This window comes from Sulfitobacter sp. SK012 (assembly GCF_003352085.1).
Classification (GTDB): Bacteria; Pseudomonadota; Alphaproteobacteria; order Rhodobacterales; family Rhodobacteraceae; genus Sulfitobacter.
Genome location: NZ_CP025804.1, coordinates 4,250,346 through 4,263,014, shown reverse-complemented (window position 1 = coordinate 4,263,014; position 12,669 = coordinate 4,250,346). Strand labels below are relative to the sequence as shown.

5 protein-coding genes, 2 tRNA genes and 3 rRNA genes are annotated in these 12,669 nt (G+C 53.4%); 8 read left to right on the top strand and 2 right to left on the bottom strand.

Features of this window, described 5'->3' with window-relative positions; genetic code table 11:
* Nucleotides 1–29: 29 nt before the first annotated feature.
* Nucleotides 30–2,645: an ATP-dependent chaperone ClpB gene (gene clpB, locus C1J03_RS20790; RefSeq protein ID WP_114888315.1), complete on the top strand. Its 2,616-nt coding sequence runs from the start codon at nt 30–32 to the stop codon at nt 2,643–2,645.
* A gap of 83 nt (nt 2,646–2,728) precedes the next feature.
* Here the strand turns inward: clpB and C1J03_RS20785 are convergent, their stop codons facing one another.
* Entirely contained in the window at nt 2,729–3,205 is a 477-nt protein-coding gene (locus tag C1J03_RS20785; protein WP_114889120.1) for a fasciclin domain-containing protein, read from the bottom strand.
* Nucleotides 3,206–3,474: 269 nt separating this feature from the next.
* On the bottom strand, nt 3,475–4,584 hold the full coding sequence (locus tag C1J03_RS20780) for a calcium-binding protein (RefSeq protein ID WP_114888314.1): 1,110 nt from the start codon (nt 4,582–4,584) through the stop codon (nt 3,475–3,477).
* A gap of 252 nt (nt 4,585–4,836) precedes the next feature.
* Between C1J03_RS20780 and msrP the strand changes: the two genes are divergently transcribed.
* The 7 genes from msrP to rrf all read left to right on the top strand — a co-directional run bounded on the left by msrP (nt 4,837) and on the right by rrf (nt 12,627).
* Nucleotides 4,837–5,745, top strand: coding sequence for a protein-methionine-sulfoxide reductase catalytic subunit MsrP (gene msrP / locus C1J03_RS20775; protein ID WP_114888313.1), 909 nt, complete (start codon nt 4,837–4,839; stop codon nt 5,743–5,745).
* A gap of 260 nt (nt 5,746–6,005) precedes the next feature.
* Nucleotides 6,006–6,629: a protein-methionine-sulfoxide reductase heme-binding subunit MsrQ gene (msrQ, locus tag C1J03_RS20765; protein ID WP_254694115.1), complete on the top strand. Its 624-nt coding sequence runs from the start codon at nt 6,006–6,008 to the stop codon at nt 6,627–6,629.
* Between the two features lie 751 nt (nt 6,630–7,380).
* Nucleotides 7,381–8,841: ribosomal RNA gene (locus tag C1J03_RS20760) — 16S ribosomal RNA — on the top strand.
* Between the two features lie 159 nt (nt 8,842–9,000).
* Nucleotides 9,001–9,077 (top strand) — tRNA-Ile (locus tag C1J03_RS20755).
* Nucleotides 9,078–9,098: 21 nt separating this feature from the next.
* Nucleotides 9,099–9,174: transfer RNA gene (locus tag C1J03_RS20750), tRNA-Ala, on the top strand.
* A 414-nt stretch (nt 9,175–9,588) separates the two neighbouring features.
* Nucleotides 9,589–12,421, top strand: a 23S ribosomal RNA gene (locus tag C1J03_RS20745).
* Between the two features lie 91 nt (nt 12,422–12,512).
* Nucleotides 12,513–12,627 (top strand): 5S ribosomal RNA (gene rrf, locus C1J03_RS20740).
* The 16S, 23S and 5S rRNA genes sit together here with 2 tRNA genes alongside, the layout of an rRNA operon.
* Nucleotides 12,628–12,669 lie beyond the last annotated feature (42 nt).

Here is a 12,669-nt window from a genome sequence, read left to right as displayed (position 1 = left end):
CGGGCGCTTATAGAGAAAAGGAGAGAACCATGGACCTAAGCAAGTTCACGGAGCGGTCGCGCGGCTTTGTACAAGCGGCCCAAACAATCGCAGCACGAGACAGCCATCAGCGGCTGACACCAGAGCACATCCTCAAAGCATTGATGGACGACGATCAAGGGCTAGCAAGCAACTTGATTTCCGCCTCAGGCGGGCAGCCTGCACGCGTGGTTGAAACGCTGGAATTGGCGTTGGCAAAGATGCCCAAGGTTACAGGCGACGCCGCACAGGTTTATCTGGATGGTACTACGGCAAAGGTTTTAGCTGAGGCAGAAGCGTTGGCGAAAAAGGCTGGGGACAGCTTTGTGCCAGTTGAGCGTGTTCTGATGGCACTGTGCATGGTTAAATCTGGGGCCAAAGTGGCGCTAGATGCGGGCAATGTCACAGCGCAGGGCCTGAACGGTGCAATTAACGACGTTCGTAAGGGACGTACGGCCGACAGTGCCAGTGCCGAAGATGGCTATGACGCTTTGAAGAAATACGCGCAGGATCTGACCGAGCGCGCCGAAGCCGGTAAAATCGACCCAATCATCGGCCGTGACGAAGAAATTCGCCGCGCGATGCAGGTGTTGAGCCGGCGCACAAAGAACAACCCGGTTCTGATCGGGGAGCCGGGCGTAGGTAAAACCGCAATTGCCGAAGGGTTGGCCCTGCGTATCATCAACGGTGATGTGCCCGAAAGCCTGCGCAACAAACGCTTGTTGGCACTGGATATGGGCGCGTTGATCGCAGGTGCAAAGTACCGCGGTGAGTTTGAGGAGCGGCTCAAGGCCGTTCTGACCGAGGTGACAGAGGCGGCTGGTGAGGTAATCTTGTTCATCGATGAGATGCACACGCTTGTTGGCGCGGGCAAAGCAGACGGCGCGATGGACGCGGCCAACTTGATCAAGCCGGCGCTTGCGCGGGGCGAATTGCACTGCGTGGGGGCCACGACCCTCGATGAATATCGCAAATATGTTGAAAAAGACGCGGCATTGGCGCGTCGGTTCCAGCCTGTGATGGTCCTTGAGCCGACGGTGGAAGATACTGTGAGCATCTTGCGCGGGATTAAGGAAAAATATGAGGTCCACCACGGTGTTCGCATTTCCGATAGTGCATTGGTTGCGGCAGCGACGCTGAGCCATCGGTATATCACCGACCGGTTTCTGCCGGACAAAGCCATCGATTTGATGGACGAGGCGGCGAGCCGGTTGCGCATGGAAGTTGACAGTAAGCCAGAAGAGTTGGATGCGCTGGACCGCCAGGTTCTGCAAATGCAGATCGAAGAAGAGGCGCTGAAAGCCGAAGATGATGCGGCGTCCAAAGATCGGTTGGCGACACTTCAAGAAGACTTAGCCAACCTGCAAGAGCGCAGTTCCGAGATGACGGCTGCGTGGCAGGCAGAGCGCGACAAGCTGGCCGGTGCGCGCGACATCAAAGAAAAGCTGGATCATGCCCGCGCCGAGTTGGAGATCGCCAAACGTGAAGGCAATTTGGCCAAGGCCGGTGAGTTGTCTTATGGCGTGATCCCGCAGTTGGAAAAAGAACTGTCTGACGCCGAAAGCCGTGAAGAAGGCATGATGGTCGAAGAGGCCGTTCGCCCAGATCAGATTGCATCGGTTGTTGAACGTTGGACAGGCATTCCGGCGGGCAAAATGCTGGAAGGTGAGCGCGACAAACTGCTTCAGATGGAAGATCAGCTGCATGGTCGGGTGATTGGCCAGTCGAAAGCTGTGAAGGCCTTGTCAGATGCTGTGCGCCGTGCACGCGCAGGACTGAATGACGAGAACCGTCCTTTGGGATCGTTCCTGTTCTTGGGACCAACCGGCGTGGGTAAAACCGAGCTGACCAAAGCCGTGGCTGAGTTCCTCTTTGACGACGACAACGCGATGGTGCGTATCGACATGTCTGAGTACATGGAGAAACACAGTGTTAGCCGTCTGATCGGGGCACCTCCGGGCTATGTCGGGTATGATGAGGGTGGTGTGCTAACCGAAGCTGTGCGGCGCAGACCTTATCAGGTTGTGTTGTTTGATGAGGTGGAAAAGGCGCACCCGGATGTGTTCAACGTTCTGTTGCAGGTGCTCGATGATGGTGTTCTGACCGATAGTCAGGGCCGCACTGTCGATTTCAAGCAGACGCTCATTATCTTGACGTCCAACCTTGGGGCCCAGGCGCTGAGCCAACTGCCCGAAGGCGGCGACATGGCGCAGGCACAACGGGATGTGATGGATGCGGTACGTGCGCATTTCCGGCCAGAATTTCTGAACCGGCTGGACGAAACCATCATATTTGACCGGTTGAGCCGCGATAATATGGACGGGATCGTAGACATACAGATGGCGCGGTTGCTCAAGCGATTGGCTGGTCGCAAGATCACCCTTGAACTTGATGATGGTGCCAAGAAGTGGTTGGCCGACGAAGGCTATGATCCGGTGTTCGGGGCGCGCCCATTGAAACGGGTGATCCAGCGTGCGTTGCAGAATCCATTGGCCGAAATGCTGTTGGCCGGGGATGTCCATGATGGGGATACCTTGCCAATAACGGTGGGTGTGGATGGATTGCTGATCGGGGATCGTGTGTTGCCTAGCAATAGGCCCAAGCCGGACGACGCGACGGTTCACTAAGACGCACTTTATACATGTTTTAAAAAAGGCCCGCCGGATCACTCCGGCGGGCCTTTTCCTACTTTATGTTGGGGCCTTCCAACTTAGGGCATGATCACTTTGTCGATGATGTGGATGACACCGTTTGTCGCCTCGACATCTGCCGTTGTTACGGTGGCATCATCCACCATCACGCCGTTATCCAGATCGATCATCAAGGTAGTGCCCTGCACGGTTGTGGCTTCCATGTTGTCGGTAAGGTCGGTCGACATTACTTTGCCGGCCACTACGTGGTAGGTCAGTATGCCCACCAGCATATCTTTGTTTTCGGGCAGCAGCAGGGTTTCGACTGTGCCTTCTGGAAGGGCTGCAAAGGCCTCATCTGTCGGGGCGAAGACGGTGAAGGGCCCGTCGCTCTTGAGGGTCTCTACCAGACCAGCGGCTGTCGCGGCAGCAAGCAGTGTGGTGAATGAGCCTGCGTCAGCGGCGGTGTCGACGATATCTTTGGCGTGGCCGTCCGCGAAGGCAGCACCGCTCATCAGGGTTGCAGTTGCGAGGGCAAGAGCTGTGGTACGAAACATTTGGATCTCCCAAGATTTGTCCATGCCGGTGTTGGCATTGAAAGGGATACGCCTCAGGGGCCCAACTGGTTCAGCGTAAAACTGTACATAAACTTCTTGATTTGACCCCGGCGCGACCTAAGCCAGCGTGGTTTTTGATTTCGAATGACACTTTTGTGAAATGGCAGTTTCGCGCTCAGGCATCAGAGGGGCCAAGTGGCTCCCGAATTACATGCAAAAAAGACCGGGACAGTGCCCGGCCTTCTCCGCTGTCTTCACCATGTGTGGGATCAGATGAAGATAAAGTCGTTTTCGTCGATCAATGTCGCATCAAAGTTGCGCAGGGTGATGTGGTAGTCGACGCTATAGGCGACGCTCGTATGTGCGCCGTTTTGGATGACCGTCAAATCTGTAAGGCTGTTGATGTCGTCATAGCGCGAGAAATCCATAATATCGATGCCATCTTCGAAATCACCGATCATGTCCTCGTCCATGCCATCTTCAAAGATAAAGCGATCCGCTCCGGAGCCGCCCCAGATTGTATCGTCGCCACCGCCACTGAGGATTGTGTCGTCGCCGCTACCGCCAGATATCTTATCAGAACCGTCAGCGGCAAGGATATTATCGTTGCCCGCATGGCCATAGACGATGTCATTGCCAGCGAAACCATAAAGTGCGTCATCGCCCGAGTTGCCGAACAAGCGGTCATTGTTACGGCCGCCAAGGACAGTATCGTCGCCGCTGCCAGCATTGACCATGTTGTTGCCTGAGCCGCCCCAGATCCAATCGTCACCGTCGCCGCCGTCGATCCGGTCTTTGCCCTGGCCAGCTTTGATGGAATCGTTACCCGCCCCGCCAACGACGTAGTCGTTATCTGCACCGGCATCGATGGTGTCATCGCCATTGCCACCCAAGATCCGATCGCGCCCTTGCCCACCAAGCACGTTGTCGTCACCGTCCCAACCCGCAAAATAGTCGTCGCCGTCGCCCAGATCAATCGTATCGGCGAGTTCAGTTCCAAAGAGACGGTCATCGCTTGAGGTTCCTTCGGGAGCGCGTGCTTCGACAAAACGCAGGTCATAGTTTTGCGTCGCGGCGTTTGCGGAACTGAGTAGAAACTGGTAGTTTGTGGTCTGCGAAGCTGTGAACGAAAGTTCGAGCGTCTGAATGCCCGTGCTCGACAGATCGCCAGTAACTACAAAACTGTCGCGTGCGCTGAGCGCCTCAAGCGACAGGGGACCGTCATCGGCATTGTACCGGAGCATAAATGTGTAGGTCATATTGGCCAAAAGGTCGGCACTATGCGTGTCAGTCGGATCCGCACCACCAAGAGCACCAAGGATGTTGTCACCAAGTGCAACGTTGAATGGGTTGTCAAATGTCTCTGTAAAGGTCGCCATTCGGTGCCTCCTGTCAAATATTCTGGCCGAGTGACCCTGCTGCGCGACATGCGCATAAGGTTAACGACCATCAACGATTAACCGGGAACTGGTGCGGGAATGGGGCGGCAATAGGGCGATGTCGGGCTGAATTTCGTGCGGAAGTAGCGATTCTGACAATCCGGTGTGGATGCTGTAATGATGTCGAAAGAATTTGGTGCCTGCGTTTTAGAGACCTATCTACAGTAAGAGATGTAAAAGGGAGGCCGGAATATGGCTATGCGCTGGACCAACACGCTGAAAGACCGAGACGTAACTGATGAGGCGTCTTTCTTTAACCGCCGTCAGCTGATGGGCGGTGCCGCTGCAGGAATTGGCCTTGCTGCGATGATGGGGCAGGCGCAGGCCGCCACAGAAGAGCTGGAGCCCAGCAGTTACGAGGACATCACCGAATACAACAACTACTTTGAATTCGGCACTGGAAAGAATGACCCTGCAAAGAATGCAGGTAGTTTGGTGACAAAGCCGTGGTCGGTGCAGATCGACGGTCTGGTCGACAGGCCGGGCGAATATGCCTTTGAGGACATCATAAAGGCGATGACCATCGAAGAACGCATCTACCGGTTCCGTTGTGTTGAGGCGTGGTCGATGGTGGTGCCATGGAACGGCTTTGAACTGGCCGATCTGCTGGACATGGCCGGGATTCAATCGAGCGCGAAATATGTAGCGTTTGAAACGGCGCTGCGTCCTGATGAGATGCCGGGTGTGCGGTTCCCGGTGTTGGATTGGCCTTATGTTGAGGGTCTGCGTCTGGACGAAGCGGTGCATCCGCTTACCATCATGGCGACGGGCATATACGGCAAAGACATTCCCAACCAGAACGGCGCGCCGTTGCGGTTGGTTGTTCCATGGAAGTATGGCTTCAAATCGATCAAGTCGATTGTGAAGATCACCCTGACGGATGTTGAACCACCCACCAGCTGGAACAAGTCGAACGCCCGGGAATATGGCTTCTATAGTAACGTGAACCCTGAAGTTGATCACCCGCGCTGGTCGCAGGCTTCCGAGCGTCCAGTTGGCGGCGGGCTTTTTAGCGGCCGCATCCCGACATTGATGTTGAATGGCTACGAAGAAGACGTGGCCGAACTTTATGCTGGTATGGATCTCAAGGCTAACTTTTGATGGCGCCCGGGCGCGCGCTGACTTGGGCGGGCGCCACGGGGACTTTACTGGGTCTATTGTGCTGCTTTACGCCACTGTTGCCCTTCTTGCTGGCAGCAACAGGATCCTCTGCGTTGTTAAGCATTCTTTACCAAGATGCCGTCTTGATCCCCTTTGTTGTGTTGTCGATGGTCGTGATGTGCGTTGGGGTCTTGAAGATGCGAGGCCGCAGCAAAAACGTCTGAACGTCCATGCGACCTTCGTGGCTCGGAGATTTTAACGTGACACTTAAAGATCTGATAAACAGTACCGCGCGTAAGGTGCCGACATGGGCTGTCTATGTTCTATGCCTTCTACCAGTACCGTGGTTGTTGTATCTGGCACAGACCGGTGGATTGGGGCGCGAGCCAATCAAGGCGCTTGAACATGAGTTGGGCGAGATAGCGTTACAGCTCTTGATCATCGGGCTGATGATCACACCAATCCGGCGCTTCCTTGGACTTAACTTGATCAAATTTCGCCGCACGGTTGGCGTGTTGGCTTTCACGTATGTCGCGTTGCACCTCTTGGTTTGGGTGGTGCTCGATATGAGCCTGCTCTGGGGGCAGATGTGGGGCGATATCTGGAAGCGTCCATATATCACCATAGGAATGGCGGGATTCGTAGCGCTGATCCCTCTAGCGATCACCTCAAACAACATGTCGGTCCGCAAATTGGGGGCAGGGGCGTGGAAGAAGCTACATAAGCTTACCTATCTCGCCGTTTTGCTTGGGGGCATTCACTACATCTGGCTGGTTAAGGGCATTCAACTTGAACCGCTCATCTATATGGCGGTGATATTGGGGCTGTTGGCGCTCAGGTGGCCCAAGAAAAGGGCGGAGCCGCCGCGAGTCGCAGCGCAGTGAGAGTGAAACGGGCCCCTTGGGGCCCTTTTTCTTTGGTGAGGGGGCAAAAAGTGAGTCGCTCGGACCGATATTTGATGAATCTGGGTGAATCGGTCGGTTGATTCGAGGCGATTTTGGCTCGAGTTTCGCGCTGTCTTGGGGAAAAGCCTGTGGATAACCCAACATGTAGATAATGGGGCGCATATGCTGCCCTAAGGGAAGCGTAATAAAACAACGACAAACCACCTCCCGGCGAAACTTTGCACAAGCAACTTGCTGTTTTTACCTAGAAAATAGCAATCTCAACAATTCGAACGTATTTCTTGAAAAAAGGGGTTGCGGGTCTGAGTGACTAACTCTAGAAGCCCCTTTACCGGACGAGCAGTGACGCTCTAGGGGACGCCAGAGGGGCCGGACGAGACGGAAACGGATCAGACGGCGCTGAGGCGGTTGAAGAAAATCAGAGGTTAACGAGGCGGGGCGCGCCAAGAAGATAGGGCGCATCTGGTTACGTTTGTTTCTACGTTATTTGAAAATTTGATATCTGAAGAGATATGTGGGCGGTTTGGTTCAGTTCGATGGATCAGCCTCTACATATCGCGCTCTTAGACTTCGGTCGATTATAGAGTGTCAGCTTCACTGTTTGGACGGCTTCTGGTTATCTTTGATAACTGAAGCACAACAAACAGAAAAGACGCCTGTAGTATTCAGTAAGTACTGCAGGTCGATGTGCAGAGGTTCGAACGTCAAGGTTAAGCATGCAAATGCTTTTCAACTTGAGAGTTTGATCCTGGCTCAGAACGAACGCTGGCGGCAGGCCTAACACATGCAAGTCGAGCGCACCTTCGGGTGAGCGGCGGACGGGTTAGTAACGCGTGGGAACATACCCTTCTCTACGGAATAGCCTCGGGAAACTGAGAGTAATACCGTATACGCCCTTCGGGGGAAAGATTTATCGGAGAAGGATTGGCCCGCGTTAGATTAGATAGTTGGTGGGGTAATGGCCTACCAAGTCTACGATCTATAGCTGGTTTTAGAGGATGATCAGCAACACTGGGACTGAGACACGGCCCAGACTCCTACGGGAGGCAGCAGTGGGGAATCTTAGACAATGGGCGCAAGCCTGATCTAGCCATGCCGCGTGTGTGATGAAGGCCTTAGGGTCGTAAAGCACTTTCGCCAGGGATGATAATGACAGTACCTGGTAAAGAAACCCCGGCTAACTCCGTGCCAGCAGCCGCGGTAATACGGAGGGGGTTAGCGTTGTTCGGAATTACTGGGCGTAAAGCGTACGTAGGCGGATCAGAAAGTATAGGGTGAAATCCCAGGGCTCAACCCTGGAACTGCCTTATAAACTCCTGGTCTTGAGTTCGAGAGAGGTGAGTGGAATTCCAAGTGTAGAGGTGAAATTCGTAGATATTTGGAGGAACACCAGTGGCGAAGGCGGCTCACTGGCTCGATACTGACGCTGAGGTACGAAAGTGTGGGGAGCAAACAGGATTAGATACCCTGGTAGTCCACACCGTAAACGATGAATGCCAGTCGTCGGGCAGTATACTGTTCGGTGACACACCTAACGGATTAAGCATTCCGCCTGGGGAGTACGGTCGCAAGATTAAAACTCAAAGGAATTGACGGGGGCCCGCACAAGCGGTGGAGCATGTGGTTTAATTCGAAGCAACGCGCAGAACCTTACCAACCCTTGACATCCTGTGCTAACCCGAGAGATCGGGCGTTCTCGTAAGAGACGCAGTGACAGGTGCTGCATGGCTGTCGTCAGCTCGTGTCGTGAGATGTTCGGTTAAGTCCGGCAACGAGCGCAACCCACATCTTTAGTTGCCAGCATTTAGTTGGGCACTCTAAAGAAACTGCCCGTGATAAGCGGGAGGAAGGTGTGGATGACGTCAAGTCCTCATGGCCCTTACGGGTTGGGCTACACACGTGCTACAATGGCAGTGACAATGGGTTAATCCCAAAAAACTGTCTCAGTTCGGATTGGGGTCTGCAACTCGACCCCATGAAGTCGGAATCGCTAGTAATCGCGTAACAGCATGACGCGGTGAATACGTTCCCGGGCCTTGTACACACCGCCCGTCACACCATGGGAGTTGGTTCTACCCGACGACGCTGCGCTAACCCTTCGGGGAGGCAGGCGGCCACGGTAGGATCAGCGACTGGGGTGAAGTCGTAACAAGGTAGCCGTAGGGGAACCTGCGGCTGGATCACCTCCTTTCTAAGGATGTTTCTAGTATCTTGAGCTTGCTCTTGATCGTGAAACACTTAGCAAGATCAGCAAACAAAGCTGGTCAAAAAACGTTGTATCGCAAGATACAGCATGGACCGAGCCGTCCTCATATCTCTTCAGAACAGAAACACGAGCTACCGCTCGTATGGGTCGGTAGCTCAGGTGGTTAGAGCGCACGCCTGATAAGCGTGAGGTCGGAGGTTCAAGTCCTCCTCGACCCACCATTATCCCGAGAGGGATGTGATGGGGCCTTAGCTCAGATGGGAGAGCGCCTGATTTGCATTCAGGAGGTCAGGAGTTCGATCCTCCTAGGCTCCACCAAATACAGCAGAACACATCTTCAAGCGTTGCTTACAACGTTTGAACGTCTGTTCTGCAGACGAATTGACATCGTAAAGAGAGATACAATAACAACACTGTTTGTTCATGCCGAGTATGGTTATGAGCTCAGTTTGGTGCGGATACCTTCGGGTTGAAGCAAGCATTTGCGCGGCTGTTTCCTCGGCCAACCTTATGTATGCCAGCTGAAAAGAACGTGTTGTCCAAGTCAAGTACACTAACCAGAGGAACGACGCTTACTTCCCGCACGGATAGTGAGCTATATGCGTTTCTCATCAGTCCAAACTAAAGTTTGGGCGGGTAAAAAGTATGCTTTTGAACCGGAATAAGGGAAAAACAGTTTCTTACCAGCTTCTGTTTTCCGCGCAGGACGCAAGTCTTGCTTTTTCTGGATCAAATCAAGCGCGAAAAGGGCGTTTGGTGAATGCCTTGGCAGTAAGAGGCGATGAAAGACGTGATACTCTGCGATAAGCCATGGGGAGCTGAGAATAAGCTTTGATCCATGGATTTCTGAATGGGGCAACCCACCTGATACTGTGTTATTTTAGCTGCTTCGGCGGCGACGAATAATGCGGTAAAACAGGTATTTATAGACTGAATACATAGGTTTATAAAGGCAAACCCGGGGAACTGAAACATCTAAGTACCCGGAGGAAAGGAAATCAATTGATACTCCCCTAGTAGCGGCGAGCGAACGGGGACCAGCCGAGCCTCAATTGTGGTTAGAATGCGTTGGAATGCGCAACCAAAGTGGGTGATAGTCCCGTATAAGAAGCATGAGAGGACGTATTAAGTAGGGCGGAACACGTGAAATTCTGTCTGAAGATCGGAGGACCACCTTCGAAGGCTAAGTACTCCTTACTGACCGATAGTGAACCAGTACCGTGAGGGAAAGGTGAAAAGCACCCCGACGAGGGGAGTGAAACAGTACCTGAAACCGAACGCCTACAATCAGTTGGAGGGGCTTTACGCCCTGACAGCGTACCTTTTGTATAATGGGTCATCGACTTGGTCTCACGAGCAAGCTTAAGCCGTTAGGTGTAGGCGCAGCGAAAGCGAGTCTTAATAGGGCGTTGAGTTCGTGGGATCAGACCCGAAACCGAGTGATCTAGGCATGGCCAGGTTGAAGGTTAGGTAACACTAACTGGAGGACCGAACCCACATCCGTTGAAAAGGATCGGGATGAGCTGTGCCTAGGGGTGAAAGGCCAATCAAACTCGGAGATAGCTGGTTCTCTGCGAAATCTATTTAGGTAGAGCGTCATCCGAATACCCTCGGGGGTAGAGCACTGGATGGGTAATGGGGCCTTACCGGCTTACTGATCCTAACCAAACTCCGAATACCGAGGAGTACTAGATGGCAGACACACGGCGAATGCTAACGTCCGTCGTGAAGAGGGAAACAACCCTAACCTACAGCTAAGGCCCCTAATTCATGGCTAAGTGGGAAAGCAGGTGAGACGACCAAAACAACCAGGAGGTTGGCTTAGAAGCAGCCATCCTTTAAAGATAGCGTAACAGCTCACTGGTCTAAATAAGTTGTCTTGCGGCGAAGATGTAACGGGGCTCAAGCCATGAGCCGAAGCTTAGGATGCATTTATTGCATGGTAGCAGAGCGTAGTGTGACATAATTCCATGTCTCCTTATCCACTTCGGTGGAGTTGGAGACGCGGAGTTTTCTGTGAAGCGGGCCTGTGAGGGATCCCGTGGAGAGATCACTAGTGAGAATGATGACATGAGTAGCGACAAAGAGTGTGAGAGACACTCTCGCCGAAAATCCAAGGGTTCCTGCTTAAAGCTAATCTGAGCAGGGTAAGCCGACCCCTAAGGCGAGGCCGAAAGGCGTAGTCGATGGGAACCAGGTTAATATTCCTGGGCCAGATGGAAGTGACGGATCTCGAGGGTAGTTCATCCTTATCGGATTGAATGGGCTGCTTAGAGGTTCCTGGAAATAGCTCCATCGTTAGATCGTACCCTAAACCGACACAGGTGGATAGGTAGAGAATACCAAGGCGCTTGAGAGAACTATGTTGAAGGAACTCGGCAAAATACCTCCGTAAGTTCGCGAGAAGGAGGCCCAGTTTCTACGCAAGTGGAAGCTGGGGGCACAAACCAGGGGGTGGCGACTGTTTATTAAAAACACAGGGCTCTGCGAAGTCGTAAGACGACGTATAGGGTCTGACGCCTGCCCGGTGCCTGAAGGTTAAAAGGAGGGGTGAGAGCTCTGAATTGAAGCCCAGGTAAACGGCGGCCGTAACTATAACGGTCCTAAGGTAGCGAAATTCCTTGTCGGGTAAGTTCCGACCTGCACGAATGGCGTAACGACTTCCCCGCTGTCTCCAACATAGACTCAGCGAAATTGAATTACCGGTCAAGATGCCGGTTACCCGCGGTTAGACGGAAAGACCCCGTGCACCTTTACTACAACTTCACACTGGCATTAGGCCGAACATGTGCAGGATAGGTGGTGGGCTTTGAAGCGTGAACGCCAGTTTGCGTGGAGCCTCCCTTGAGATACCACCCTTGTTCTGCTTGATGTCTAACCGCGGTCCGTTATCCGGATCCGGGACCCTGTGTGGTGGGTAGTTTGACTGGGGCGGTCGCCTCCTAAATCGTAACGGAGGCGCGCGAAGGTTGGCTCAGACCGGTCGGAAATCGGTCGTTGAGTGCAATGGCAGAAGCCAGCCTGACTGCGAGACTGACAAGTCGAGCAGAGACGAAAGTCGGTCATAGTGATCCGGTGGTCCCAAGTGGGAGGGCCATCGCTCAACGGATAAAAGGTACGCCGGGGATAACAGGCTGATACTGCCCAAGAGTCCATATCGACGGCAGTGTTTGGCACCTCGATGTCGGCTCATCTCATCCTGGGGCTGGAGCAGGTCCCAAGGGTATGGCTGTTCGCCATTTAAAGAGGTACGTGAGCTGGGTTTAGAACGTCGTGAGACAGTTCGGTCCCTATCTTCCGTGGGTGTAGGATACTTGAGAGGAGTTGCCCCTAGTACGAGAGGACCGGGGTGAACGATCCACTGGTGGACCAGTTGTTATGCCAATAGCAGTGCTGGGTAGCTATGATCGGACAGGATAACCGCTGAAGGCATCTAAGCGGGAAGCCCCCCTCAAAACAAGGTATCCCTGAGAGCCGAGGTAGACCACCTCGTCGATAGGCCAGAGATGTAAGTGCAGCAATGCATTCAGTTGACTGGTACTAATTGCTCGATAGGCTTGATTTGATCCAGTAGAAGCGAGACTTCTACTTATCAGACAGAAGCATACACATCATGTTTACTGTACATGACTTGGACATTCAGAGGATTTTCATGGTTTGGTGGTCATAGCGCGAGCAAAACACCCGATCCCATCCCGAACTCGGCAGTTAAGTGCCGCCGCGCCGATGGTACTGCGTCTTAAGGCGTGGGAGAGTAGGTCACCGCCAAACCTAGTAAATCCTTTGAAATTTTGTATCTCTCTTCGATGTTCC